General features: G+C 73.9%; 21 protein-coding genes, 3 pseudogenes and 1 riboswitch. Of the genes and pseudogenes, 16 read left to right on the top strand and 8 right to left on the bottom strand.

All coding sequences use genetic code 11. The features are described from left to right. Positions 1-76 precede the first annotated feature (76 nt). From AB2U05_RS07535 to AB2U05_RS07510, 6 genes and pseudogenes are all read left to right on the top strand, one after another. Positions 77-343: pseudogene (locus AB2U05_RS07535) on the top strand (fuconate dehydratase); the annotation flags it as partial. Positions 344-565: 222 nt separating this feature from the next. Then, positions 566-967, top strand: a pseudogene (locus AB2U05_RS07530) (aldo/keto reductase); the annotation flags it as partial. Continuing rightward, positions 968-1,708, top strand: a complete 741-nt coding sequence (locus tag AB2U05_RS07525) for a (Fe-S)-binding protein (protein ID WP_369182824.1) — start codon at positions 968-970, stop codon at positions 1,706-1,708. Further along, positions 1,705-3,288 (top strand): LutB/LldF family L-lactate oxidation iron-sulfur protein, encoded by a 1,584-nt coding sequence (locus tag AB2U05_RS07520; RefSeq protein ID WP_369182823.1) that lies wholly within the window; start codon positions 1,705-1,707, stop codon positions 3,286-3,288. The genes AB2U05_RS07525 and AB2U05_RS07520 overlap by 4 nt, the downstream gene beginning before the upstream one ends. Next, entirely contained in the window at positions 3,285-3,938 is a 654-nt protein-coding gene (locus AB2U05_RS07515) for a lactate utilization protein C (protein ID WP_369182822.1), read from the top strand. Before AB2U05_RS07520 ends, AB2U05_RS07515 begins: the two co-directional genes overlap by 4 nt. Continuing rightward, positions 3,935-4,276, top strand: a complete 342-nt coding sequence (locus AB2U05_RS07510; RefSeq protein ID WP_369182821.1) for an L-rhamnose mutarotase — start codon at positions 3,935-3,937, stop codon at positions 4,274-4,276. The genes AB2U05_RS07515 and AB2U05_RS07510 overlap by 4 nt, the downstream gene beginning before the upstream one ends. Here the strand turns inward: AB2U05_RS07510 and AB2U05_RS07505 are convergent. Together AB2U05_RS07505 and AB2U05_RS07500 are read right to left on the bottom strand one after the other, a co-directional pair. After that, entirely contained in the window at positions 4,248-5,720 is a 1,473-nt protein-coding gene (locus AB2U05_RS07505; protein WP_369182820.1) for an FAD-dependent monooxygenase, read from the bottom strand. The genes AB2U05_RS07510 and AB2U05_RS07505 overlap by 29 nt on opposite strands. Before the next feature lie 87 nt (positions 5,721-5,807). After that, positions 5,808-6,212: a nuclear transport factor 2 family protein gene (locus tag AB2U05_RS07500; protein WP_045694321.1), complete on the bottom strand. Its 405-nt coding sequence runs from the start codon at positions 6,210-6,212 to the stop codon at positions 5,808-5,810. A gap of 115 nt (positions 6,213-6,327) precedes the next feature. Here AB2U05_RS07500 and AB2U05_RS07495 point away from each other — a divergent pair, with 115 nt between their 5' ends. Further along, positions 6,328-6,771: a MarR family winged helix-turn-helix transcriptional regulator gene (locus AB2U05_RS07495; RefSeq protein WP_045694320.1), complete on the top strand. Its 444-nt coding sequence runs from the start codon at positions 6,328-6,330 to the stop codon at positions 6,769-6,771. Between the two features lie 90 nt (positions 6,772-6,861). Here the strand turns inward: AB2U05_RS07495 and AB2U05_RS07490 are convergent. Beyond that, a pseudogene (locus tag AB2U05_RS07490) lies at positions 6,862-7,005 on the bottom strand (helix-turn-helix domain-containing protein); the annotation flags it as partial. Between AB2U05_RS07490 and AB2U05_RS07485 the strand changes: the two are divergent. The 6 genes from AB2U05_RS07485 to AB2U05_RS07460 all read left to right on the top strand — a co-directional run bounded on the left by AB2U05_RS07485 (position 6,985) and on the right by AB2U05_RS07460 (position 15,442). Further along, a complete protein-coding gene (locus AB2U05_RS07485) occupies positions 6,985-7,143 on the top strand; it encodes a hypothetical protein (protein ID WP_157882032.1) in 159 nt (52 codons plus the stop codon). The pseudogene AB2U05_RS07490 and the gene AB2U05_RS07485 overlap by 21 nt on opposite strands. Before the next feature lie 126 nt (positions 7,144-7,269). Further along, positions 7,270-10,032, top strand: a complete 2,763-nt coding sequence (locus tag AB2U05_RS07480; RefSeq protein WP_369182819.1) for an AAA family ATPase — start codon at positions 7,270-7,272, stop codon at positions 10,030-10,032. 370 nt (positions 10,033-10,402) lie between these two features. After that, positions 10,403-11,440: an aldo/keto reductase gene (locus AB2U05_RS07475; RefSeq protein WP_369182818.1), complete on the top strand. Its 1,038-nt coding sequence runs from the start codon at positions 10,403-10,405 to the stop codon at positions 11,438-11,440. Positions 11,441-11,492: 52 nt separating this feature from the next. Then, positions 11,493-12,872 carry a phenylacetate--CoA ligase family protein gene (locus AB2U05_RS07470; RefSeq protein ID WP_369182817.1) on the top strand — a complete coding sequence of 460 codons (1,380 nt, stop codon included), beginning with the start codon at positions 11,493-11,495 and terminating at the stop codon, positions 12,870-12,872. A gap of 251 nt (positions 12,873-13,123) precedes the next feature. After that, positions 13,124-14,245, top strand: coding sequence for a hypothetical protein (locus AB2U05_RS07465; RefSeq protein WP_369182816.1), 1,122 nt, complete (start codon positions 13,124-13,126; stop codon positions 14,243-14,245). 140 nt (positions 14,246-14,385) lie between these two features. After that, positions 14,386-14,528: riboswitch (SAM riboswitch) on the top strand. Between the two features lie 200 nt (positions 14,529-14,728). Continuing rightward, a complete protein-coding gene (locus AB2U05_RS07460; protein ID WP_369182815.1) occupies positions 14,729-15,442 on the top strand; it encodes an IclR family transcriptional regulator in 714 nt (237 codons plus the stop codon). 1 nt (position 15,443) lies between these two features. Here the strand turns inward: AB2U05_RS07460 and AB2U05_RS07455 are convergent, their stop codons facing one another. Then, on the bottom strand, positions 15,444-16,715 hold the full coding sequence (locus tag AB2U05_RS07455; protein ID WP_369182814.1) for a threonine/serine exporter family protein: 1,272 nt from the start codon (positions 16,713-16,715) through the stop codon (positions 15,444-15,446). 158 nt (positions 16,716-16,873) lie between these two features. After that, the gene (locus AB2U05_RS07450) at positions 16,874-18,325 is read right to left on the bottom strand and encodes an amino acid permease (RefSeq protein ID WP_045694310.1); all 1,452 of its coding nucleotides are present in this window, start codon (positions 18,323-18,325) and stop codon (positions 16,874-16,876) included. 306 nt (positions 18,326-18,631) lie between these two features. Here AB2U05_RS07450 and AB2U05_RS07445 point away from each other — a divergent pair, with 306 nt between their 5' ends. Beyond that, positions 18,632-20,272, top strand: a complete 1,641-nt coding sequence (locus AB2U05_RS07445; protein WP_369182813.1) for a multicopper oxidase family protein — start codon at positions 18,632-18,634, stop codon at positions 20,270-20,272. On the opposite strand, the gene AB2U05_RS07440 is transcribed toward AB2U05_RS07445, so the two are convergent. Together AB2U05_RS07440 and AB2U05_RS07435 are read right to left on the bottom strand one after the other, a co-directional pair. Further along, the gene (locus AB2U05_RS07440; RefSeq protein WP_045694306.1) at positions 20,188-20,820 is read right to left on the bottom strand and encodes a hypothetical protein; all 633 of its coding nucleotides are present in this window, start codon (positions 20,818-20,820) and stop codon (positions 20,188-20,190) included. The two genes, AB2U05_RS07445 and AB2U05_RS07440, sit on opposite strands and share 85 nt — an antisense overlap. A 33-nt stretch (positions 20,821-20,853) precedes the next feature. Beyond that, the gene (locus tag AB2U05_RS07435) at positions 20,854-22,299 is read right to left on the bottom strand and encodes an alkaline phosphatase family protein (protein WP_369182812.1); all 1,446 of its coding nucleotides are present in this window, start codon (positions 22,297-22,299) and stop codon (positions 20,854-20,856) included. A 215-nt stretch (positions 22,300-22,514) separates the two neighbouring features. On the opposite strand from AB2U05_RS07435, the gene AB2U05_RS07430 reads away from it, so the two are divergent. After that, on the top strand, positions 22,515-23,168 hold the full coding sequence (locus AB2U05_RS07430) for a hypothetical protein (RefSeq protein WP_369182811.1): 654 nt from the start codon (positions 22,515-22,517) through the stop codon (positions 23,166-23,168). A 159-nt stretch (positions 23,169-23,327) separates the two neighbouring features. After that, entirely contained in the window at positions 23,328-23,612 is a 285-nt protein-coding gene (locus AB2U05_RS07425) for a hypothetical protein (protein WP_369182810.1), read from the top strand. A 43-nt stretch (positions 23,613-23,655) separates the two neighbouring features. Here the strand turns inward: AB2U05_RS07425 and AB2U05_RS07420 are convergent, their stop codons facing one another. Beyond that, positions 23,656-24,288 carry an RNA polymerase sigma factor gene (locus AB2U05_RS07420; RefSeq protein WP_244178703.1) on the bottom strand — a complete coding sequence of 211 codons (633 nt, stop codon included), beginning with the start codon at positions 24,286-24,288 and terminating at the stop codon, positions 23,656-23,658. Positions 24,289-24,900: the final 612 nt, after the last annotated feature.

The raw sequence follows: 24,900 nt of genomic DNA, 5'->3' as shown, positions 1-24,900 counted from the left end.
GGTGCGTGACCAGGGCCCGGCCGTTCGGGGCGCTCACGTGAGGACAGGTGAGGAACCGTAGGGTCGGGGCGCGCAGATTCCTTGCGAGCTGGTCCAGCACCTGTCGATGTTCGACTACGTCGCGCTCTCCGGGACCACCGAGGACCGCGTCATCGAGTACGTCGACCACCTGCGCCAGCACTTCGTCGACCCGGTGCGGATCGGTGACGGCCACTACCTGGCGCCGACCGAGCCCGGGTTCTCCGCCGCCATGCACCGGGCGGCCATCGACACCTATCGTTACCCGGACGGCGCGTTCTGGGCCGCGGACCTGGCCGCCGCCACGACGAAGGAGCACGGATGACCACCGACCTCCACGGCCTGACCGCGCTGGTCACCGGCGGCGCCTCGGGCATCGGCCTGGCCACCGCGCTCCTGCTCTCCGAGCGCGGCGCCCGGGTCGCCGTCCTCGACCTCGACCCGAGCGGCGCCCCCGACCCGCTGCGCGGCTTCACCGCCGCCGCCATCGCCTACCTCGCCTCACCCGCCGCCGCCGGGACTTCACCGCGACGGGCGTTCGCCGGTCTACAGCCTCCTCGACCAGCGCGGACTCGCCGAACTCCTGCCGCTCGCCGCCGAACGCGGCGTCGCCGTGGTGGTCGGCGGGGCGTTCAACTCCGGACTGCTCGCCGACCCGAAGCCCGGCGCCACCTTCGACCGCACCGCCGCCCCGGCCGAACTCGTCGACCGGGCCCTCCGGTTGAAGGCCGTCTGCGAGCGGCACGGCGTGCCGCTGCGGGCTGCCGCGCTGCGCTTCCCGTTCGGCCACCCGGCGGTCGCGTCCGTCCTGGTCGGCACCCGCAGCGCCACCGAGGTGCGGGACGCCGCCGCGATGTTCGACCACCCGATCCCGGACGGGCTGTGGGCGGAGCTGAAGGAGCACGCGCTGTTGCCCGTCGACGTCCCGACCCCCGGAGAGGCCGGCTAGATGCGGATCGCCCTGTTCATCACCTGCTTCAACGACACCATGTTCCCCGGCACCGGCCGGGCCGTGGTCACCGTCCTGGAGCGCCTCGGCCACACCGTCGAGTTCCCGCAGGAGCAGACCTGCTGCGGGCAGATGCACTTCAACACCGGCTACCGCCCCGAGGCCGTGCCGCTGGTCGAGCGCTTCGCCAGGACCTTCGCCGACTACGACGCCGTGGTCACGCCGTCGCCGTCCTGCGTCGGCATGATCCGCGACGGCCACCCCGTCCTCGCCGCGCAGTACGGCAGCCCGGCGCTCCAGCGCCGGACCACCGAAGTGGCGCCCCGGGTCCACGAGTTCACCGAGTTCCTCACCGACGTCCTCGGGGTGACGGACGTCGGCGCCCGCTTCCCCCACAAGGTCGCCTACCACCCCACCTGCCACTCCCTGCGCGGGCTGCGCCTGGGCGACCGGCCGCACCGACTGCTGCGCGCCGTCGAGGGCATCGAGCTCGTCGACCTCCCGGCCGCCGACTCCTGCTGCGGCTTCGGCGGGACCTTCGCCCTCAAGAACGCCGAGACCTCCGGCGCCATGCTCGCCGACAAGGCGCGAGCGGTCCTGGACAGCGGCGCCGAGGTGCTGTGCGCCGCCGACAACTCCTGCCTGATGCACATCGGCGGCGGACTCTCCCGTCAGGGCAGCCCGGTGCGGGGCGTGCACCTGGCCGAGATCCTCGCCGCCGTCGAAGGAGGGGCCCGATGAACGAGAACAGGGGCGTCGTCTGGCTCGGTTCCCCGGCCTTCCCCGACGCCGCCCGCCGGGCGCTGAAGGACACCCAGCTGCGGGCCAACCTGAAGCGGGCCACCGGCACCATCCGCGACAAGCGCCTCGCCGTCGCCTCGGAGCTGGACGACTGGGAGGCGCTGCGCGACGCCGCCGCCGCGATCAAGAAGCGCACCGCGCGCCATCTCGACCGCTACCTCGTGCAGGTGGAGCGGTCCGTCACGGCGGCGGGCGGCACCGTGCACTGGGCGTCGGACGCCGCCGAGGCCAACCGGATCGTCACCGAGCTGGTCCGGGCCACCGGCGAGCGGGAGGTGGTGAAGGTCAAGTCCATGGCGACCCAGGAGATCGGCCTCAACGAACACCTCGCCGGGGCCGGGATCACCGCGTACGAGACCGATCTCGCCGAGCTGATCGTGCAGTTGGGCGACGACCGCCCCTCCCACATCCTCGTCCCCGCGATCCACCGGAACCGCCGCGAGATCCGCGACCTGTTCGCCGCGAAGATGGCGCAGTGGGGGCAGTCGGCGCCGGACGGCCTCGGCGACGACCCGGCCGAACTGGCCGAGGCGGCCCGCCGCCACCTCCGGGAGAAGTTCCTGCGCGCCAAGGTGGCCGTGTCCGGCGCCAACTTCGCCGTCGCGGAGACCGGGACGGTGGTGGTGGTCGAGTCGGAGGGCAACGGCCGGATGTGCGTGACGCTGCCCGAGACCCTGATCACGGTCATGGGCATCGAGAAGGTCGTCCCCACCTGGACCGACCTGGAGGTGTTCCTCCAACTGCTGCCGCGCTCCGCCACCGGTGAGCGGATGAACCCGTACACCTCGACCTGGACGGGCCGGACGGAAGGCGACGGGCCGCGGGACTTCCACCTGGTGCTGCTCGACAACGGCCGCACCGACACCCTGGCCGACACCGTCGGACGCCAGGCCCTCGCCTGCATCCGCTGTTCGGCCTGCCTCAACGTCTGCCCGGTCTTCGAGCGCACCGGCGGCCACGCGTACGGCTCGGTCTACCCCGGGCCGATCGGCGCCGTCCTCACCCCGCAGCTCGTCGGGGTGGAGAACGCCGCCTCGCTGCCGTTCGCCTCCACCCTCTGCGGGGCCTGCTACGACGCCTGCCCGGTGAAGATCGACATCCCCGAAGTCCTCACGCACCTGCGGGCCGAGGTCGTCGAGGCCGGGCGGTCCGGCAAGCGCCTGCCCACCGCCGAGGGGGTGGCGATGAAGGCCGCCGCGGCCGTCCTCGACTCGCCCCGGCTGCTCGCCGCCGCGCAGAAGGCGGCCTCGCTCGGGGGCCGGGCGATCGCCCGGGGCGGACGCATCGGGTGGCTGCCCGGACCGCTGCACGGCTGGTCCGACACCCGCGACACCCCGGCGCCGCCCGCGCAGTCCTTCCGCAACTGGTGGCGCGCGAACAGGGGGCCTGAGGGCAAGGAGCGCGCGGGCGAGGAGCGCGCGGGCGAGGAGCGCGCGGGCAAGGAGCGCGCGGGCAAGGAGCGCGCGAACACGGCACCCGAGAGCAAGCAGTTCGGGGAAAACGAAGGGGAGGACCGATGACCAGCCGCGAGGCGATCCTCGGCCGCATCCGCGCGGCGCTCGTCGACGTCCCGGGCACCGAGACGCCCGAGGACGTCCCGGTGCCCCGGTCGTACCGGCGGTCGCACCTGGAGCCCAGGCAGGACCGGGTGGCGCTCTTCGCCGAGCGGGTCGCCGACTACCGCGCCACCGTCGCCCGCACCGACCGGGCCGGCCTGCCCGCGGCCATCGGCGCCGCGCTGACCGCCCGCGGCGTGCGCCGCCTGGCCCTGCCGGGGGAGTTCCCCGTCGAGCTGCTTCCGCCGGGCGACTGGGAGTGGCAGCACGAACCCCTGGACACCGCCGGTCTCGACGCGCTGGACGGCGCGGTCACCCTCGCCGCCGTGGGCATCGCCGTCACCGGGACCATCGTGCTGGACACCGGCCCCGGTCAGGGGCGCCGCGCGCTGACCCTCGTCCCCGACTACCACCTGTGCGTCGTCCGGGCCGAGCAGATCGCCGAGGACGTCCCCGACGCCCTCGCGCGCCTCGACCCGACCCGGCCGCTGACCTTCGTCTCGGGCCCGTCCGCCACCAGCGACATCGAACTCGACCGGGTCGAGGGTGTGCACGGCCCCCGCACCCTCGACGTCATCGTCGTCGACGCCACCCACCCGGAGCCGCAGTCATGAGGATCGCGCTGCACACCCGGGTTCGCGCGGAGCGGATCGAGGAGTACGAGGCCGCCCACCGCGCGGTGCCGGACGAGCTGACGGCTGCGATCCGAGCGGCGGGGGTCTCGTCCTGGACCATCCGGCGCAGCGACTGCGAGCTGTTCGCCGGGGTCGTCGACTGGACCGACCTGACGGCTCCCGACGTCGCCGACCGCATCCCCGCCCTGCGTGAACTGCCCTGCGGGGGAAGGCTGGTGGGGATCCGCCACCAGGTCCAGGAGGAACCCGACCCGAACTGGCTGCTGCGCCCGGAGGGCGGCGGCGCGCTCAGCGGTGCAGGGTGCGCAGCGCGGTGAGGCAGTCCGTGGCCCGGCGCCGCGGGTCGGGGTCGGTGGTGGCCCAGGCGATCCGGGCGTCCGGGCGGATGAGGACGGCGGTGACGTCCCGCCAGATCGGCGCGGCCGCCGCGGTGTTGACCGTGGCCGTCCGCTGTTCCAGGCCGTCCGCGGGGCACGGCGTCCGCGTCCCGCCGAGGTCCAGCAGCAGCGGCCGGCCGTGGTGCATCAGCGGGTGGGCGGTGGGTGCGCCGGGTGTGTCGAGGGCGAGGCCGGCGAGCCGGGTGCCGGTCAGCGGGTGCGAGCCGGGTGCGGGGTCGGCGGGGAGCGGGTCGTCGAAGCCGGCGATGCGGCGGGCCCACCGGCGGTTGGTCTCCGGTTCGGCCAGCGCCTCGGACCAGACGTCGCGCAGCGCGAGCTGTTCCGGGCTCGCCGCGGCGAACAGGGCGAGTTGCGCGCGGGTGTTGTCGATGACGGCGCGGGCGGCCGGGCGGCGCTCGGTGTCGTAGCTGTCGAGCAGCCCGTCGGGCGCTCGGCCCTGGAGGGTGGCGGCCAGCTTCCAGCCCAGGTTGGTGGCGTCCTGGACGCCGAGGTTCATGCCCTGCCCGCCGGCCGGGAAGAACATGTGTGCCGCGTCGCCGGCGACCAGGACCCGTCCGGCCCGGTACCGCGCGGCCTGGCGGGTGGCGTTGCCGTAGCGCGACAGCCAGTGGGGGTCGCGGATGCCGAGGTCCCGTCCGAGGAGTGCGCGGGCCTGCTCGCGCACCTCGTCCAGGGTCAGCGGTTCGCCGGTGCCGTGGTGCATGGTGGCCGTGGAGAGGCCCGCCAGCCGGTGGACGCCGTCGCCGATCGGGGCCACGAGGAACGAACCGGCCGGTCCGGTGGCGGCGAGCGGCCCGGTGGGCGGATCGTCGAGTTCGACGTCGGCGAGCCACCCGGTCAGTGTGGTGCCCTGACCGGGGAAGCCGATGCCGGCCGCCTGGCGCACCGCGCTGCGGGTGCCGTCGCAGCCCACCACCCAGCGGGCCCGTACGGTCCGGTGGGTGCCGCCGGCCCGGACCACCGCCTCGACGGCGTCCGGGCCCTGGGTGAGCGAGACGACCTCCTGCCCGCGCAGCACCTCGGCGCCCACGGCGACCGCGTGCTGCTCCAGGAGCTGCTCGGTGACGGACTGGCCGAGCGCCAGCATGAACGGGTGCGCCGCCCCGAGCGTGGCGAAGTCCAGCCGGGTGGTCGCCGCCCCGAAGTGGCCGGTGGGCACCGGGGTGCCGCGTTCGATGAACCGCTCCGCGAGTCCGCGGGTGGCGAAGGTGTCCAGCGTGCCGGCCTGCATGCCGACCGCGCGCGACCGTCCGTCCGGTGCCGCCCGGCGTTCCACGACGGCCACCTCCACCCCGTGCAGGCGCAACTCCGCGGCGAGCCAGAGCCCCACCGGGCCGGCCCCGGCGACGAGCACGTCGAGCATGACAAGCACTTCCTCTCATTCACATGGGCATTGCTGGGACGGACGGCGGCGGGGCGCGGGCGGGCGCCGCTCAGGGAGACCGGACGGTCAGCGGGCGCTGCCGATGGTGCGGTCGCTGTCGGCGCCCTGGAGCAGCAGGGTGGTCTCCTCGATGCGCCGGAACCGGCCGTCGGGGGCGAACTCGCCGAAGAGGTAGACCTCCACGCGGACGGTGGAGCCGTCGGTCTTGTCGACGTCGATGATGTGCCGGTCGGCGTACAGGTCGCCCTGCACGAGTTCCTCCAGCACCTGGATCCGGCCGCCCGCGACGATGCCGCGCAGGTGGGCGATGTGCGCCGTGAACTCGCTCCGGTCGGCCCAGCTGCCGTCGGTGCGCTGGCGGTAGTCCGGCGCGAAGTGGCGGTCCACGGCCTCGGACAGGGCCAGTTCCGGGGTGAAGAGCAGGTCGGTCATGGCGGAGGCGACGTCGGTGCGGAAGGCGGTGGCGGTCATGGCAGTCCTCACGGAAGGGCCGGGAACAGGGGTTCCCGGACGAGATTTGCGTGCGTCGAGCACGCATTTGAAGAGTACTACAGGCTGCGTGCGCCGCGCACGCTAATCTGGGGGCATGCCGAACGACGTAGGACACGAGATCGCCGACGCGCTGGCAGCGCTGCTCCGACGCGACACCCGGACCCGGCTGTACCGGCGCCTGACCGAGGGCCTGGGCGAGGCCGTGGACGAGATCACCTACCCCGTCCTCAGCGGACTGGCCCGCACCGGCCCGCGCAGCGCCGCCGACCTCGCCGGCGAGATCGGCCTGGACCGCTCCGGGGTCACCCGCCGCGCCACCCGTCTGGAGGACGCCGGCCTGCTGCGCCGCGAACCCGACCCCCACGACCGGCGCGCCACCCTGCTCGCCCTGACCGAGGCGGGGCAGCGGACCGTCGACGCCACCCGCCGCCGCCTCGCCGCGCACATCGAGGCCTCCCTGGCCTCCTGGCCGCCCGCCGAGGCCCGCGCCTTCGCTCACCAGCTCCAGCGCTTCGTCACGGACGGCCCCTTCACCTGATCCGCGACCGGGCGACCGCTGCGGGACGCCCGCCGGGCGCCCGCTGACGGACGAGTGTCGAGATCCTGGACCTGCCGCGGACCCTGGCGCTCAGCGCTGGGCGCGGCGGAAGTCGCCCGGGGTGCGACCGGTCTCGCGGGTGAAGAACTTGCCGAAGTTGGTGGCCTCGGTGAAGCCGAGCGCGCGCCCGATCGCGGACACGGGTAGCTCGGTGTGGGCGAGGAGCCGAGGAGCTGGCGCAGCAGCGCCGTGGTCAGCCCGGCCTCGGTCCCGGCGGGCCCGGGCGGGGCCGGCGCCCGCTCCGCGCCCAGGGCCCGGGACGCCGAAGGCGACTGGCGCTTCACCCTCCTCAACCCCCTCGGCACCGCCTGAACCGGCACCGCCCTCCGCCCCTGCGGCGTCCGGTCGGCCCGGCCGCTGTCAAGCTCGTACCGGAGTCGCCCCGATCGGCAGTAGCCTCGGCAACGACGAACCGGGCAGGGCGAATTGGAGGCTGCGGTGGCCGAGGGGAAGGCCGGAGGAGGCGGCGGGGCCGGGCGGGACGGGGAACTGCACGAGCGCGAGGCCGAGGTCCGGTCGGCGGTGCAGGCGATCGAGGCGCTCACCCGGCCCGCCGGCACCGGGGTGGGGGAGCTGCTGCTGTACACCGGCGCGGCCGGGCTGGGCAAGACCGCGATGCTGACCGAGGTGCGGCGGACGGCGAAACGCGCGGGCTGCACCGTACTGTTCGCCCGGGGCGGGCAGCGGCAGTGCCACGAACCGTTCCACGTGGTGCGCCAGTTGGTGCGGCCGGTGCTGTCGGCCCTGTCCGCCGACGAGCGGGCGGAGGTCTTCGGGCCGTGGGAGGACATCGTCGGCCCGGCCGCGGGACTGCGGCCGCCCGGCGGGCAGCTCGATCCGCAAGGGGTGCGCGACGGGCTGGACTTCGTCCTCACCCGCCTCGTGCAGGTGCGTTCGCCGCTGGCCGTGCTCGTCGACGACCTGCACTGGGCCGACCCGGAGTCGCTCGGCTGGCTGGCCGGCTTCGCGGTCCGCGCCCGGGAGCTGCCCGCCCTGCTGGTGCTCGCCTGCCGCGACGAGTTCCCCGACGACGCCCTGGCGCTGCAGCGCGGCCTCACCGAACGGGCCGACCGCCGCCACGAACTGCGCCCGCTCCAGCCCGCCTCCGTCACGCACCTGGTCCGCGCGGCCCTGGGCGCGCAGGCCGAGGACGCCTTCTGCCGCCACGTCTGGGCGGTCACCGGCGGGAACCCGTACGAGACCGCCGCCCTGCTGCGCGAAGTGGCCGACCAGCGACTCGACCCGGTCGAGGAGAGCACCGGGCTGCTGCGCGAACTCGCCGCCACCGCACGGGGGATGACGCTGCGGCACTGGCTGGACCGGCTCGGCCCGACCGCGCTGCGCTTCGCCTGGGCGGCATCGGTCCTGGACACCGACATCCGCCCGGACCTCGCCGCCGCCATCTGCGCCCAGGGGCCGGAGACCGCCGCCCAGTCCGTCCAGGAGCTGCGCCGGCACCGGGTGCTGACCGGCACGTCGGCGGGTCGGCTGGAGTTCGTCCACCCGCTGGTCGCCGCCTCGGTCTACCGCTCGATGCCGCCCGCCACCCGCACCGGGATGCACGGAGTCGCCGCCGTCGAGATCGAGAACGCCGGCCTCGGCCTGCTGGCGGCCTCCCGGCACCTGCTGGAGATCCTGCCCGAGGAGGACGGCAGCATCGTCGACAAGCTGCGCCGGGCGGCCCGCGAGCACCTGGCCATCGGCGCGCCCGGGGCCGCGCAGCGCTGCCTGCGCCGGGCCATCAGCGAGCCGCCCGCCGACCAGGACCGGGCCTCGGTGCTCTACGAGCTCGGCTGCTCGGCCCTGCTCACCGACCCGGCGACCACGGTCAACCAGCTGCGGCTGGCGCTCGCCGACCCGTACGGGCTGGACCCGGGACTGCGGGTGGACGCGACCTTCCGGCTGGCCCAGGCCCTCGCCCACAGCAACCGGCTCGGCGAGGCCGCCGCGCTGTGCGCCGAGGAGGCGGCGCGCACCCCGCAGGGCCCGGGCCGACTGCGCCTGGAGGTCGCCCACTTCATGTTCTCCTCGTTCCGCTCCGAGGACGAGGACGGCCCCGGCCTGTCCCGCCGGCTCGCGCGGTTCCACCGGATGCTGGACACCGTCGGCCTGGCCTTCACCGACGTCGACGCGGCCGACCCCGGCACGGGCCCGGCGCCCCGGGGCGAGGCCGTGTTCGAACGCGACGGCCTGGCCCACGCGGTGGCCGTGCTGCGCTGCTGGGACCTCACGCTGCGCGGCGCCGACCGCGCGCGGGCGCTCGCGCTGGCCGAGTCCGCCCTCCCGGGTGGCCGGTTGCCCCGCAGCCTCGGCTGGACCAACACCACCTGGGGCTTCGAACTGCCCGGGATCCTGGGCCTCAGCTACCTGTACGCCGACCGCGTCGACCGGGCCGAGGAGCTGTTCACCGAGGCGGTGCGGGCGTACGAGGTCGCCGGCTGGAGCGGCGGCCACCTCGGCTTCGCCCACCTGCTGACCGGCATGCTGCGCTTTCGCTGCGGCGCGCTCGCCGAGGCGGAGGACCACCTGCGCCGCGCCCTGCGCAGCGCCGCCCGGATAGGCCCGGGCACCCCGCTGCACTGGGACGCGGTCGGGGCACTGGCCGAGACCCTGGCCGCGCGCGGCCGGCTGGACGAGGCCCTGGAGCTCGCGCGCGAGCACGCCTACGGCCCGCCGTACCCGTCCGTGATGGTGCTGCCCGACGCCCCCACCCTGTACGGCCGCCTGCTGCTGGCCCGGGGCGACGCGCCGGGCGCGGCGGAGGTGCTGACCGCCGCCGGCGCGGCCCTGGACGCGCGCGGGTGGCGCAACACGGTGTGGGCGCCGTGGCTCGGGCACCTGGCGCGCGCGGTGGCCCCCGACCGGCCGGACCGGGCCCGCGAGCTCGCCGAGGAGGCCGTGCGCCGGGCCCGCGAGGCCGGGACGGCCTCGGCGGTCGGCAGCGCCCTGCGGTTGTGCGCCGCGGTGCACGAGCCGCCGCGCGCGGCGGAGCTGCTGACGGAGGCCGTCCGGCACCTGGAGCGCTCGCCGGCCCGCTACGAGCACGCGATCGCCCTGGTCGACCTGGGCGAGGCGCTGGGCGCCGCCGCCCCGGCCGCCCGCACCGCGCTCACCCGGGGCCTGGAGCTGGCCGAACGCTGCGGTGCGGACGGCCTGGCGGCCCGGGCCCGCGGCCTCCTGCGCCCGGGGGCGCAGGGCTGAGGCGGGCTGCTCCCGCGTCGGCTTCGCCCGGTGGCGCAACTTCCGTGCCGGCGTGTCCTGTTGGCATCGACCCGTGACCGGCTGAGTGGTGCCGGCGCCGGACGGTGCGCCGTCGGTGACGCCGGGTGGTGGAGGGGGGTTCGGCCCGGATACGGATGTGGCCTGTGGCTGTCGCGGGAGCCGTGGTGGCCGCTGTCGCGGACGCGTCGGTGGCAGGTCCCTGCACGGCTCGGCGAGTCCTGAACGCGCGTTCGAGAAATCACCGTTTCACTTGCGTGAGCCCAGATCGGGCCCGGAGTGGGAGGGGATCCGCATGTCTCGATCGGAAGTCGGAACGCCACTGAGACCCGCGTCGCCGGACGCGCGGCTCGTGCTCGGTGCGGGGGGCCCGGGCGCAGCCGTCGGCGGTGCCGAGGCCGAGCGGCGGGTGTTACCCGCCCGGGCGCTCGGCACGCTGGCCGCGCCGGCCCAGGGGCTGGGCTGCATGGGCCTGAGCGAGTTCCGCGGGCCGGTCGACGAGCGCCGGGCGCTGCGCACCGTCCACCGCGCGCTGGACCTCGGCGTGACCATGCTGGACACCGCCGACATCTACGGCCGGGGCCGCAACGAGGAGTTGGTCGGGCGAGCCGTCCGGGGCCGGCGCGACCAGGTCGTGCTGTCGACCAAGTTCGGCATCGTCCGCACCGACGACCCGAACGAGCGCTCCGTGAACGGGCGGGCGGACTACGTCCGGCGCAGCTGCGAGCAGTCCCTGCGCCGCCTCGGCGTCGACCACATCGACCTCTACTACGTGCACCGGATCGATCCGGCCACGCCGCTGGAGGAGACGATGCTGGCCCTCGCCGGGCTGGTCGCGGAGGGCAAGGTCCGCCACGTCGGGCTGTCCGAGGCGAGCCCGGAGGAGATCCGGCGGGCGCACGCGGTGCACCCGGTGTCCGCCGTGCAGAGCGAATGGAGCCTGTGGAGCCGGGAGTTGGAGGCCGAGGTGGCGCCGACCTGCCGGGAGCTGGGGATCGGCATCGTCGCGTTCTCACCGCTGGCCCGGGGCATCCTCTCGGACGGCTTCCGGACGCTCGACGACCTCGCCGCCGACGACGACCGGCGGCGCAACCCGCGGTTCGCCGAGCAGAACTTCGACCGCAACCTGCTGCTGGTCGCGGCGCTGCGCGACCTCGCCCGCGAATGCGGCGCCACCGTCAACCAGTTGGCCCTCGCCTGGGTCCAGGCCCGCGGCGCCGACGTGGTGCCGATCCCCGGGGCCGAGCGGCCGGAGCACGTCGATGAGAACGCCCGCGCCGTCCACCTGCAGCTGTCCCCGGACGAGTTGCGGCGGATCGAGGAGCTCTCGCCCGCCGAGGCCGTGGCAGGCTTCCGCCTCGACCGGTGCCGGGCGCAGATGCTCCGCTGACCGGACCGCACGACGCGCCCGACGGGCCGTCGACCAGAGAGGGAACCACCCCGTGTACACCGTTTTCCATCCCGAACTCGCCGAGCTCGCCACGGCCCTGCACGCGCGGTACGCCGAGTTCGTCTCCGGCGGCTGGAGCGAGGAGCGGCTGGGCCGCCATCAGCTGGAGGGCTTCCGCCGGACCGTCGCCTACGTCCGCGAGCGGTCGCCGATGTACCGCGCCCGCCTGGGCGGGATCGATCCGGACGCCATCACGTCCCTGAACCCGGAGACGCTGGCCCGGATCCCCTTCACCACCAAGGACGACCTGCGCACGCACCAGCTCGACGTGCTCTCCCGGCCGCTGTCCGAGGCCTGGGTGTACTACGAGACGACCGGGACCACCGGCGCCTCCACGCCCGCGCCGCGCGGCAACGTCGACAGCCTGCACACCAACATGGCGCTGACCTTCCACAGCGAAACGATCCTGCGCCGGTTCGGCGCGGACCAGGTCGTCGGGATCAGCGGCCCGAACGACCTGCACGCCAACGGCGACACCTTCGGCGAGGTGTGCCGCAACCTGGGCATCGCGGTGACGAAGCTGTGGCCGCTCTCCCCGCTGGTCGGCTTCGACCGCGCGCTGCGGGTGATGCGCAAGCTGGGGATCACCGGGCTGATCTGCACGCCGAGCATGGCGCTCTCGCTGGCGGCCGCCGCCCTCGAAGCGGGCACGGACCCGCGCCGCGACTTCCCGGTGAAGGTCCTGATGCTCACCGGCGAGGTCGCGCCGCCCGCGCTGCTGGACAACATCGGCCACCTCTGGGGCGCCGAGGCCCACAACGTGCTGTACGGGTCGCAGGAGGCGTCCGTCCTGGGCGCCGGCGCCGGTGACGGCGGCCTGTACCTCACCCCGCTGATCAACCACTACGAGGTCCTGGACCCGGTCACGCTGCGGCCGGCCGAGGCCGACGCGGCCGGGGTGCGGTGCGGCGAGCTCGTGGTCACCCACCTCTACCAGGGCGCCAAGCCGCTGCTGCGCTACCGGACGGGTGACCTGGTGCGCGTCCACCCGGCGGCGCCGGGTGCGGCGATCCCGGCGGACCGGCTCGACGTGCTCGGCCGGGCCGGCGACCCGGTGCTGGTCAACGACACCGCCGTGACCACGTACGAGGTCGAGGACCTGCTGCTGCGCCACCTGCGCGGCCACACCGACTACCGGATCGTCATCGACCGGCCCGCCGGGGCCGACACGGACGGGATCACCCTCGTGCTGCCGCCCGGCTTCGAGCCGCCCCGGGCCGCGGTCGACCGCACCGTGGAGGAGGCGTCGGCCGCCCTCGGCGTGCCGGTGGCGGTCGTTCACGGGCCGATGGCCGAGAGCGCCGGTGGGGCGGGTCCGGTGAGCTGGAAGACGGCCCGGGTGGTGGACCGCCGCACGGCGGCCCCGGCCTGACGGAGGCGTGGTCCGAGGGAGGGCGTGGCCTGACGGAGGCAGGGCCTGACGGCGGGCGGGGCCTGAGGGAGGGCGGGGCCGTGACCCGGGTGCCCGGCATTCGGCGCACGTCGCCGGGCGGGCCGCGGCGGCGGGTGCCTAGCGTGGCGGCCGGGGCTTGTCCGACAGGCCCCGGGGGGGCGATCCGAGCACTCGCGCGGGTCGGACGCCGGGCTCCGGCCGTCCGGCCCGCCCTCCAGAAGGCAGTACACATGAGACTTCGGGCCTGTTCGAGCGCGCTGGCGACGGCGGTGCTGACCGTCGGCCTGGCCGCCGGTGCGACCCCCGCCGGGGCCGCCGCCGACCCGTCGGCGTTCCTCGACCGGTTGCACACCGTGTCACCCGTCGCGTCCACCGTCCCCGGGAACGGCGACGTGAACCCGTACGGCACGTTCACCATCCGGGAGAGCGTCGGTGACCTGCACCAGGGCAACGTCCTGATCAGCAACTTCAACAACTCGGCCAACGCGCAGGGCACCGGCACCACGCTGGTGCAGATCACCCCGGGCGGCACCCGGACGACCTTCGCCACGATCGACCCGAACAACCTGCCCGGCCCCTGCCCCGGCGGGGTCGGCCTCACCACGGCGCTGACCGTGCTGCCCGGCGGCTGGGTCGTGGTCGGCAGCCTGCCCACCACGGACGGCACGTCCGCCACCGCCCAGGCCGGCTGCCTGCTGGTGCTCGACAAGCACGGCACGGTGCGCGAGACCCTCGTCGGGGACGGCATCAACGGGCCCTGGGACATGACCGCGATCAGCATCGGCAAGCGCAGCGAGCTGTTCGTGACCAACGTGCTCAACGGGACGGTCGCGGGCAACGGCCAGCAGGTCGACCAGGGCACCGTCCTGCGGATCACCCTGTGCGACGCGGGCGACGAGCCGCCGCAGCGGGTGGCCACCACCGTGATCGGCTCCGGCTTCCCGGAGCGGACGGACCCGGCGGCGCTGGTGGTCGGCCCGACCGGCGTCGGCCTCGGCCACGACGGCTCGCTCTTCGTCGCCGACACCGTGCTGAGCCGGATCACCGCCATTCCGAACGCGATCTTCCGGACGGACAGCGCCGGCACCGGGCAGCTCGTCACCACGGGCGGCAGCCTCAACGGCCCGCTGGGGATGGCGATCACGCCCCGGGGTGACGTCCTGACGGTCAACGGCGGGGACGGCAACATCGTCGAGACCACGCCGGCCGGGGAGCAGGTGGCCGTCAAGCAGATCAACAACGAGGGCAGCCCGCCCGGTTCGGGGGCGCTGTTCGGTCTCGCGCTGGACCTCGACCGGGACGCCGTCTACTTCGTCAACGACGCGGACAACGCGCTCGACGTGCTGCACTGACCGCCGGGCGGTACACGGGGACCGGGTGCACCGGCCGCTGCGGCGGCCGGTGCACCGCCGTTCTCCGGCCGCCGTTCTCCAGGGGGTGGGGGAGGGGGAGGTTTGGTGGCGGGCCGGGGGTGTCTTGTAGGGTTCTCCGCGAATCATCCAGAGGGGTGGAGGGACCGGCCCGACGAAGCCCCGGCAACTCCCCGTTCGACTCGGCGCGCGACGTGCGCGCCGCGGCGTCCGGGATCAGTGCCAACTCCGGCCTGTCGCCAACGTGGCGCGGGAAAGATGAGGAGACACGGTGCTTCCTGTGCTGTCCTTCGCCCGGGCGCTTCCCGCCCCGGCGCTTCCGCGTACCCGTCTCGTGCCCGGCGCAGGCGACCGGCCGACTTCTCCGGCCCGTCCTCGCTGACCACCCCCACGCTCCCCGCGCGGAGCCCCCGTGAGCAGCACCCACCCGGTCGCTCACGGGTTCTGAGACTGGAGTACCCGTCCATGGAGAACACGAGCGGCGTTGGCGTGCTCGACAAGGTCACCTCGATCCTCACCACCCTGGAGGCCGGGCCCGCCACGCTGGCCGGGTTGGTCGGCGCCACCGGCCTGGCCCGGCCCACCGTGCACCGGCTCGCCGTCGCGCTGGAGCGCCACCGGCTGGTCGGCCGGGACCTGCAGGGCCGGTTCATCCTCGGCCCGCGGCTCACGGAGCTCTCGGCGGCCGCCGGCGAGGACCGCCTGCTGGCGGCCGCCGGGCCGGTGCTGACCCAGCTGCGCGACATCACCGGCGAGAGCGCCCAGCTGTACCGGCGGCAGGGCGAGGTGCGGATCTGCGTGGCCGCCGCCGAGCGGCTGTCCGGTCTGCGGGACACCGTCCCGGTCGGCGTCACGCTACCGATGAAGGCCGGCTCGGCCGCCCAGGTCCTGCTGGCCTGGGAGGAGCCCGAGCGCCTGCACCGCGGCCTGCAGGGCGCCCGGTTCACCGCCACCGCGCTGAGCGGCGTCCGGCGGCGCGGCTGGGCGCAGTCCCTCGGCGAGCGCGAGCCCGGGGTCGCCTCGGTGTCCGCGCCGGTGCGCGGCCCCTCCAACCGCGTGGTGGCCGCCGTCTCCGTCTCCGGCCCGATCGAACGGCTCAGCCGGCACCCGGGCGCGCACCTGTCCCAGGCCGTCGTCGAGGCGGCCGCCCGCCTCGGCGAGGCGCTGCGGCAGGCGTAGCTCAGGTGCGCGGCCGGAGCACGGCGAGGGAGGGGCGGGGGATGCGGCTGACCACCGAGCCGATCAGGGTGCCGATCGACACCCCGAACACCGCCGACACCGCCGCCAGGACGGACTGCGCGCCGTTGCCGACCTCGATCTGCGCGGTGTTCAGCAGGCCGAAGGAGCCGGGGACGACGATCCAGAACGCCGGGAGGTAGAGCACCTGCCAGAGCGGGCCGCCGGGCAGCCAGTGCACCAGGGTGGCGGCGACCGCCGCGGAGACCGCGCCGGCCAGGCCGCCGATCGCCGCGCCGTGCACCGAGCCGACCACCACCTGGACGGTGACGCTGACCGCGATCACCGCGGCGATCCACGGGATGGCCGGGGGCGGGGTGTTGACGTTGATCACGACGCCGGCCACCGCGATCGCCAGCCCGAGCCCGGTCACCCACCAACTCGGCTCGGCGACCCGGACGTTGGCCAGGGCGCTGGCCGGCATGCCGATCGCCGTCGCGGCGGCGGCCACCCCGGCGAGGAACAGCGCGAGCTGCACCGCGCCGGACACCAGCCGGGCCGTCCCGGCGCTGGCCGCGCCGGCCGCGATCTCCGACAGCCCGGTGACCAGCAGCCCGCCGGGCAGCAGGATCGCCAGCGTGGCGACGATCGTCCGCAGCGGCCCGTCCAGCAGCGAGGCCCGCGCGAGGGAGAGCACGAGCAGCGCGACCAGGAAGCCCGCCGTGACGGGCAGCAGCGGCCGCAGGTACGGCAGGCGCCGTGCGAGCACGGTCAGCCCCACGACGATCAGCGAGCCGGCCCCGGCGGCGAGCACGTTCGCGGCCGCCGGCTGCAGGAACAGGCAGACGCCCACGCCGACCGGCAGCGCCCCGAGGTCGGCCACCCAGGCGGGCCAGCGGGCCGGCGCCCGCCGGATCGCGTCCAGCTCGGCGAGCGCCCGGGGGCCGTCGAGCTCGCCCGTGCGCAGCCGGTGCACCAGGTGCAGGACGTCGGCGGTCTGCTCGAACCGCAGCGCGGCGCCGACCGGCTGGAACCGGGTGGCCTCGTCGGCGTCCAGGGCGACGAACAGCCCGTTGGTCAGGGCGGCGACCCGCACCTCCGGAGCGCCCAGGGCCTGCCCGAGCGCGCGGAGCTCCTCCTCGACGTCGTGGACGGGCAGGCCGCCGCCGAGCAGGGCGTCGCCCAGGTCGAGCAGCAGGCGGCGGAGCGGGTCGGGCGGGGCGGCGGCGGTGCCCCCGACCGGGGGCGACGTGACCGGGGGAGACGTGCTGGACATGGCAGGTATCGTCCCACCCCGCCCGGTTCGGTCCGAATCTGCCCCGGTCTGTTCGTTTCCCGCCCCGCCGAGCCCGGCCGGGGCGGTGGAACGGGCCGGGCCCGGCAGCCGTGGGGGTGGCTGCCGGGCCCGGCGTTCCAGCGGGGTGGGGCGAGGGGTCAGGCCTTCGGCAGGGCCGCTTCGGCGGCGGCCCGGCGGCGGCGGCCGACCAGGACGGCGGCGCCGAGGACGATGGCGGCGGCGACCAGCGAGAGGTACATCTGCTTGCGGCCGTCCTCGTCCGTGAACATGTAGGCGATGACGAAGCCGATCATGCCGATGGCGACCCAGGTCAGGTACGGGTACAGCCACATCCGGACGGTCAGCCGCTCGGGCGTCTCGCGCTCGATGATCTTGCGCATGCGCAGCTGGGAGAAGCAGATCACCAGCCAGACGAACAGGGCGACGGCGCCGGAGGAGTTGAGCAGGAAGGAGAAGACGGTGTCCGGGGAGGTGTAGTTGAAGAAGACGGCGACGAAGCCGAAGACCACCGAGGACAGGATGGCGACCTGCGGGACGCCGCGGGAGTTCACCGTCGCGAAGGCCTTCGGGGCGTCGCCGCGCTGGCCGAGCGAGAACGCCATCCGGGAGGCGGTGTACATGCCGGAGTTGAGGCAGGACAGCACGGCGGTCAGCACGATCACGTCCATCACCTGGCCGGCGTGCGGGATGCCGACGTGGTTGAGGACGGCGACGTACGGGCTGGCCTTGACCTCGGCGGAGTCCCAGGGCAGCAGGGTGACCACGAGCAGGATCGAGCCCAGGTAGAAGACGCCGATGCGCCAGATGACGCTGTTGGTGGCCTTGCTGACCGCCTTCTCCGGGTCCTCCGACTCGCCCGCGGCGAGGGTGACGATCTCGCTGCCCATGAAGGCGAACACGACGGTGAGCATGCCGGTGAAGACCGCGCCGACGCCGTTCGGCAGGAAGCCGCCGTGGCCGGTGAGGTTGCTGAGGCCGACCGCGTCGGTGTCCGGCAGGGCGCCGAAGACGGCGAGGCCGCCGATCACCAGGAACGCGGCGATCGCCACCACCTTGATGCCGGCGAACCAGAACTCGAACTCGCCGTAGGAGGCGACCGAGAACAGGTTGGTGGCGGTGAGCGCCGCCATCACGATCAGCGCCCAGGCCCATTGCGGCACGCCCGGCACCCACTGGTTGAGGATCTTGGCGCCGGCCGTCGCCTCGACGGCGAGGACCACGACCCAGAAGAACCAGTACAGCCAGCCGATGGTGAACCCGGCCCAGCGGCCGAGCGCGCGGTCCGCGTAGGCCGAGAACGATCCGCTCTGCGGGTCGGCGGCCGCCATCTCGCCGAGCATCCGCATCACCAGCACGACCAGCACGCCGGCCAGCGCGTAGGAGAGCAGGATGCCCGGACCGGTGGAGGCGATGCCCGCGCCGGAGCCGACGAAGAGGCCGGCGCCGATCACGCCGCCGATGGCGATCATCGACAGGTGGCGGTTCTTGAGGCCGGCCTTCAGGTGGCCGTCGCCGCCGTGCCCGATCGGGGCCGGCGGCTGGGAGCCGGGGGTGGGGGGCGCCGCCTGCTTGGTGGTGTCCGCACTCATCTCAGGGTGTCCTGTGCCTTTCCGTCGCGGAGTGACCCTCGGCTCGCACGCCGGAGGGTGGGGGACAGACCCGCGCATTGCGGTGCAACCTAACTTCTACGCCCGAGTATCGGAACAAGGCTTCGATAACTGTTCGCTCACCGAACACAAAAGGCCAGCTCAGAGCGGGTGCGGAGGGGGCAGGAAAAGCTCAGATCTGACGCATCGTCGGCTGCGGGAGGCCGCGGCGCGGCTTCCCGGACGGCCGGGGGTAGGGATCTAGATTGTCCGCTTATGGGACGAAATGACGGAATCAGTCGGCGGACGGTGCTCAGAGCGGCCCTCGTGGCGGCCGCGGCCGGGGTGGCTGGCCGCGCGGGGGTCGGACGGGCGGTCGCGGCGGTCGCGGCGGGAGGCGGCGACTTCCCGCAGCCGGCGGTGCTCGGCGCCGAGGCGGTGCTCGACGTGCGCTTCGCGGACGTCGCCGTCCCCGGGTACGGGACGGTCACCACCCGGACGTACAACGCGGGCATCCCCGGGCCGACCCTGCGGGTGCGCGGCGGGGACGTGCTGCGGCTCACCCAGGTCAACGGACTGCCGCCGAACCCGCCGCACGACGGCGGTCACAACCGGCCGCACGACGCCAACAGCTTCAACCTGCACACCCACGGGATGCACGTCCCGCCCTCCGGCGACGCCGACAACGTGCAGCGGGTGTTCGTGCCGCGCACGGCCGAGGAGACCGACGAGGGCGCGCCCGAGCCGCAGTACCTGACGACCGTCGAGATCCCGGCCGGGCACCCCGCCGGCACCTACTGGTACCACCCGCACCTGCACGGGGCCACCGCCACGCAGCTCGTCGGCGGCATGGCCGGGGTCCTCGTCGTCGAGGGCGACGTCGACGAGGTGCCCGAGATCCGGGCGGCCGCCGACCTCGTCGTCTGCGTCAACGAACTCCGGCTCAAGGACGGCACCGTCCCCGACTTCACCACCGGCGGGTCACTGGCCGCCGTCCCGGCCGTCCTCACCGTCAACGGCGCCCTGAACCCCGTCCTCGCGCTGCGCCCCGGCGAGGTGCAGCGGTGGCGGCTGGTCGCGGCGACGGCGTTCACCGCGCTCTCGCTGCAGGTGCGCGGGGAACCGGGGCCGTTGGAGCTGTACCAGATCGCCCAGGACGGGGTGACCTTCCCCGCGCCCGTCGCCCGGGACACCCTGGGCCTGGCGATGGGCAACCGGGCCGACGTGCTGGTGCGCGGCGGCGAGCCGGGGACGTACGAGCTGCGGGCGGACGGCGTCGACGGCCCGCTGATGACCGTCGAGGTGGCGGGCGACCCGGTCGACCCGCCGATGGACCTGCCGGCGGCGCTGCCGCAGGGCAAGCCGTACCTCGACGAGAACGACCTCACCGACCCGGGCGCGGACCGCGAGGTGGTCTTCCACGTCGACCCGGGCGTCTTCGGCCAGCCGTTCCCGAACGCCTACCGGATGCTCGGCAGCCACCCGACCCCCGCCGCCGACCCGGGCGGGGACCTCACCCGCGACCCCGCCTACGGCCTGTTCGACCCCGACCACGTCAACCACACCCTGGCGCTCGGCACCGTCGAACGGTGGACGGTGCGCACGGACGAGGACCGGCCGGAGTTCAACCACCCCTTCCACCTGCACACCAACCACGTGCTCGTCACCCACCGCAACGGCGTCCGGCTCGACCCGCCGGTCTGGCAGGACACCATCGGCCTGGCCGGCGGGTCGCCGGGGGACAGCGTGACCTTCCTGGTGAAGTACGAGGACTTCACCGGCCGCACCGTCGCCCACTGCCACCAGCTCCAGCACGAGGACCTCGGGATGATGCAGCTGGTCGAATACGTCGAGACCGCGGCCGGTCAGTCGAGTTCGATGGTGAAATCCCAGACGGTGACGGGCTTGCCGTCGTGGCGCCAGGTGAGCTGGGCGGCGCCGGCCTGGTAGGTGCCGGTGAGGGTGAGGGTCGCGGTGCCGCCGGGGGCGGCGGTGACGGTGGCCGGGCCGGTGGCGGTCAGCGGGATGTCGGCGCCCTGGTCGTCGCGGGAGGAGAAGTCCGCGGCGCTGATGGTGACCGGGGCGGTGGCCTGCCGGACGGTGACGGTGATGGTGCCGGTGGTGCGCTCCGGGACCTTCCCGGAGGCGTCCGGCTCGGCCGTGTCGCCCTGGGTGGGGCCGGAGGCGCTGACCACCGCGCCGCCCTCGGGCAGCTTGGCCTGGACGGTGTCGCCCATGGCGACCAGCTGCAGGTGCTGCTCGTCGGCGACGGGCGTCGGGCGGGCCGGGGGCGGGGTGGGGATCGGGACGGCGCCGAGGTCCTTGATGGTGTCGGCGGCGTTCTTGTGCTCGGGGGAGGACTCCCCGGTGCAGCCGGTCAGGACGAGGGCCAGGGCGGCGCAGGCGAGCGCCGCCGGGCGCAGGGCGGAGCGGGCGCGCCCGGAGCCGGGCCGGCGGAGGCCGGCCCGGCGGGGCGCCGCGGTGCGTGCGGCGTTCATCGGTGCAGTGGGTCCTTCACGAGGTCCGGTCGGTCACTTCTTGGCCGGGGCCGGGTTGACGACCGGGTTCTGGGGCTCGTCGGCCCGGGCCGTGGCCGGGTAGACGGTGCTGGCGAACGGCGCCGGCGGGAGGGCCTTGCCGCCGGGGTTGTTGTAGACGTCCCCGCCGAACGGGCGCAGGCCGTCCGCGGCCGCGTAGCCGAGGTGGCCGTGGCCGTCCGTGCCGCCGTGGTCGATGCCGTACAGGTCCTCCATGCTGCGCAGCCAGGAGTAGTGGTTGTACGGCTGGTCGCTGACCGAACCCGGCTTGATGTAGCGGGAGATGAGGACCGCGCCGGTGATGCCGCCGCCCGGGGTGGTGTCCTGGCCGAAGGCCTGGAAGCCGGGCTGGGTGGTGTTCGGGCCGGGCAGCTCGTTGCAGCACGCGACGACCGACTGGGCGGTGTCGGTGGGGGTGTTGAGCTTCGGGTCCTGGTTGCCGGTGTAGTCGGCGACCGAGTTGCCGTACATCTTGTAGGGCGGGAAGGCCTCGTCGAAGACGACCTGGATCAGGCCGTCGTGCTGGAACGCGGGTGAGGCCATGATCTGCGGGACGACCCGCTGCAGGAACAGGTCCGAGGCGTACAGGCCGCCCTGGTGGTTGTTCGGGTCGCCGGAGCCGTTGTCGCCCTTGCAGGTCGCGTCGTGCGCGTCGGAGCAGTTGTTGGGCGTGATCCAGGAGAACGCCGGGGTGGTGTCCTCGCTCTTGAGGTCGTCGGCCAGGCTGCTCATGGCCGGGTGGTCGCCCTCGGCGGGGAGGCCGTCCAGCGGGACGACGTTGGCGCACTCCTGCGGGTCGTCGATCAGCGCGTGGAACCAGGCCGTGGGGTTGTGCTTGGCGACGTACTGGTCCTGGGCGGTGGAGCCGCCGGGCTGCGGGACGCCCTTGCCGGACGGGTCGCCGGGGATGCCGCAGCGGTGGACGTCCTCGCGGCCGGGCGTCCTGCCCATGTCCTGCATGTACGCCTTCCAGCTGAGGTTCTTGTCGTCCAGCTGGTTGAAGAGGGTGTAGACGGAGTTCGGGTAGACGCAGCCCTTGGTGGCGTTGGTCTGGCCGTCGGCGGCCGGGGTGCCCGGGCTGACGTCGGTGTACTGCGGGCAGTCGGCCTGGTTGTCCGGGGCCGGGGCCTGGCCGGAGACGAGGCTGATGTAGTTGTCCAGGCTGTAGTGGCCCGTCCCGTAGTACTGGCGCAGCACCTCGCCGTACTGGGGGAGCGTGTTCCACAGGTAGCTGTTCTGGTTGAGCCCGGTGAAGGTCGCCTCGTAGGACTTGTTCTCCAGGATGATCGTCCACACGTGGCCGATCCTGGGGGTCTTGGACCGATGGGCGTCGTTGTCGTGGGCCGAGGCGGAGGCCGGCGCCAGCGAGGCCGCGGCCGTCATCACCGCCACCCCGGTTATCAGGCGCCGTCCCCAGCGCCCGATCGTGAGCCGTGCCATGACGCTCCCTCAATGAGAACCGGCGGGGGCCGTCCCCGCCGAGTGGACACTGTCCACCGTGCAGGATGCTTGTACTGGCGAGTAACGTCAAAGTGAGGTGTCCACGGCATGAACAGCGGCGGATCGGACGCCCACGATCCGATGGCGACCCTCCGTCGGACCGGGCGTGCACCTCCCCGGCCGGGGTGTCGGCCGGGGCTGGCAGCATGGCGGCCATGAGTCGCATCATCACCTACAGCACGGCGGACCGGGCCGACGTCGTGGCCTTCCTCGGCGCGGCCGGGCGGCTGACGCCGGACCAGCGGCGGCGCCTCGACCGGGCGCACGAGAAGGCGCGGCAGCGCCAGGCCGACCTCGACCACCAGGAGCTCGACTGGGGCCTGTCGATCCCCGAGGCGCTCGACCAGCTGCTGGCCGGCCACGCGGACTCGGAGGGGTCGTACGCGGCCGGCGCGTACTACGCCGCCCTGCAGCTCATCATCGACCGCAACGCCTCCGACCCCAGCGAGCTCGGGGTCTACTCCCGGCCGGGGACCTTCTTCAGCGGTCTGGACGAGGAGCTGCGCAAGCTGGGGGTGAGCGAGGAGCTGCTGTTCCACGACCACCTGTTCTCGGGGCCACCGCCGGAGATCCCGTTCCGGATCCCCCACCCCGTGGACGGTCCGCACATCGGCATGTTCCCCTTGGCCCAGGCCGGGCCGGCGGCCGCGGCGTACCGGGCCGTGCTGGACCGGCTGGACCAGGGGCTGCGGTACGACGTGATGGAGCTGATCAAGATGTTCGAGTCCGAGTCCGAGCACTGGGAGTACGCGACGGAGCACCTCGACTGGTACAGCCAGGACACGATCTTCTTCTCGATCGTGGGCTGACCGGCCGGTGGCCGGTGGGCGCTCCCGCGGTGGCTCGAACCGTTCGGGCTGCTGGGGCGGTGTACCCGGTTCCGCGGGCGTTGAATCCCTTCACCTGCAGGTATATTCTGGCCATTCATGGTTGAGCAATGAACTAGTTACGGAGCGTGAGGGGTGAGCGTGAGCGAGTCGGACGACGCGATGTCGACGGAACCGGGCGACGAGGCGCTCCTCGCCAGGCTCGCGGACGCGGTGGGGCCGCCCCCGGCCGGCGTGGCCGACGCCGCGAAGGCGCTGTTCGCGTCGATGTTCGCGCAGGGCCGGGTCGGGACCGCCGGCGCGGACGACGTGTGCGACGGGGCGGACGGGTTCGACGCGGCGGACGGGTTCGACGGTGACGCGCTCGAGTGGGACGCCGTGGAGACGCCGAAGGCGCCTCCGGCCACCGGAGCGGTCGAGGCCTGAGGGGCCGTGCCGCTCCCGGTGGGGGAGGCGCCTTCGCGCGCGGTCAGCGCTGCAGCTCCAGGGCGTAGGTCCGCATCCCGGAGCGGGTGATCGTGTCCGCCAACTCCTTGGCCCGCTCGGACCGTTCGGTCTCACGCTGGAGGAGCTTGGCCAGGTGGGCCAGGCAGCGCGACCGGATCGGGCCGAGGGAGCCGCGCGGCATGCCCAGCGTCGCGCTGATCTCGTCGTAGGACATGGGCGGGTCGGTCACCAGCAGCCCGAGTAGGGCCTGGCACTTGGGCGAGAGCGCGCAGTACGCGAGCAGCACCTCGTTGTCGCGCTCCTTGGCGAGCGCGATCTCCTCCGGGTGGTTCTCGCTGGGCTCGGACTGGTCGAACACCGGGGAGTCGCCGACCGGCGAGGTGCGGCCGGACTTCTCGATGTGCTTCAGGCTCTCCCGACGGGCCGACACCGCGATCCACTGGGACAGCTTCTCGGGGTCGCGCAGCTTTCCCAGGTGCTGGATGACGCGCATCCAGGTGGTCTGGCTGACGTCCTCGCAGTCGGCCGTGCTGAGCCGGTGCCCCCGGGCGATCGCCCAGATCAGCGGCGTGTAGCGCTCGACGATCCGGCTCCAGCTGTCCTGGTTTCCGGCTATGCAATCGTCAACTAGTTCGTTCAGGGTAGGTGTACGCATACATCCCCCGTTTGTCTGCTTCTCGTCACCGCTGGTCCATGTGTGGTGTCGACCCAGCGGCTGACGCTGATGTCCCGCCGAACGCACTCACCGCGCCCGGGTCAAGCGGTGCAGCATCCCTGACCGTCACGTGGAATTAACGGATCCCCTCACGGATCCGCGACGGCTTTTTCGTATTCCCCCTCATCGTCGATTCCGACCTTATCGCCGAGCACCGACAATTGCCGTTTCCGTCAGCCCCGGGTAGGGCCCTTGGGCCCTGTCGCGTCCCTGAACCCCGAGGACGCCGGTTGAACCGTGGACCCCCCAGTCTTCGTCGAGTATGTCGAACACTTGGTGTGCTCGTCAAAGGTCCTCTGATCAACGGGATGTGGCAGGTCGTGAGTTGGTCTGGACCGGACGGTCGTACGGGCCGGGAACAGGCCCGTGACCTGGGCCTGAGGGTATTCCGGATCGGTGATGTTCCGTATTTCCCGAGGGGCTGGCGCGGTGGGTCGACGGTTAGTTGACGTGCTTTCTCGTTTGGTCGGGCGAGACGGCTTGTCAGGGGGATCGTCGGCGGCTTTGCCGCGAATTCTTTGCGCACCGGCTTGCCCTCGCCGAACTGAACCG

It is taken from the genome of Streptomyces sp. Y1 (genome assembly GCF_041053115.1).
In the GTDB taxonomy this organism is placed as follows: domain Bacteria; phylum Actinomycetota; class Actinomycetes; order Streptomycetales; family Streptomycetaceae; genus Kitasatospora; species Kitasatospora rubellomurina.
The sequence above is the reverse complement of the archived record's forward strand: the minus strand, read 5'-3'. Positions and strand labels throughout refer to the sequence as shown.

Excerpts from the sequence above, each read along its gene's own strand:
- AB2U05_RS07525 (WP_369182824.1), top strand. The coding sequence starts at position 968 with ATGCGGATCGCCCTGTTCATCACCTGCTTCAACGACACCATGTTCCCC.
- AB2U05_RS07520 (WP_369182823.1), top strand. The coding sequence starts at position 1,705 with ATGAACGAGAACAGGGGCGTCGTCTGGCTCGGTTCCCCGGCCTTCCCC.
- AB2U05_RS07515 (WP_369182822.1), top strand. The coding sequence starts at position 3,285 with ATGACCAGCCGCGAGGCGATCCTCGGCCGCATCCGCGCGGCGCTCGTC.
- AB2U05_RS07510 (WP_369182821.1), top strand. The coding sequence starts at position 3,935 with ATGAGGATCGCGCTGCACACCCGGGTTCGCGCGGAGCGGATCGAGGAG.
- AB2U05_RS07505 (WP_369182820.1), bottom strand. The coding sequence starts at position 5,720 with ATGCTCGACGTGCTCGTCGCCGGGGCCGGCCCGGTGGGGCTCTGGCTC.
- AB2U05_RS07500 (WP_045694321.1), bottom strand. The coding sequence starts at position 6,212 with ATGACCGCCACCGCCTTCCGCACCGACGTCGCCTCCGCCATGACCGAC.
- AB2U05_RS07495 (WP_045694320.1), top strand. The coding sequence starts at position 6,328 with ATGCCGAACGACGTAGGACACGAGATCGCCGACGCGCTGGCAGCGCTG.
- AB2U05_RS07465 (WP_369182816.1), top strand. The coding sequence starts at position 13,124 with ATGAGACTTCGGGCCTGTTCGAGCGCGCTGGCGACGGCGGTGCTGACC.
- AB2U05_RS07460 (WP_369182815.1), top strand. The coding sequence starts at position 14,729 with ATGGAGAACACGAGCGGCGTTGGCGTGCTCGACAAGGTCACCTCGATC.
- AB2U05_RS07455 (WP_369182814.1), bottom strand. The coding sequence starts at position 16,715 with ATGTCCAGCACGTCTCCCCCGGTCACGTCGCCCCCGGTCGGGGGCACC.
- AB2U05_RS07450 (WP_045694310.1), bottom strand. The coding sequence starts at position 18,325 with ATGAGTGCGGACACCACCAAGCAGGCGGCGCCCCCCACCCCCGGCTCC.
- AB2U05_RS07440 (WP_045694306.1), bottom strand. The coding sequence starts at position 20,820 with ATGAACGCCGCACGCACCGCGGCGCCCCGCCGGGCCGGCCTCCGCCGG.
- AB2U05_RS07435 (WP_369182812.1), bottom strand. The coding sequence starts at position 22,299 with ATGGCACGGCTCACGATCGGGCGCTGGGGACGGCGCCTGATAACCGGG.
- AB2U05_RS07430 (WP_369182811.1), top strand. The coding sequence starts at position 22,515 with ATGAGTCGCATCATCACCTACAGCACGGCGGACCGGGCCGACGTCGTG.
- AB2U05_RS07420 (WP_244178703.1), bottom strand. The coding sequence starts at position 24,288 with ATGCGTACACCTACCCTGAACGAACTAGTTGACGATTGCATAGCCGGA.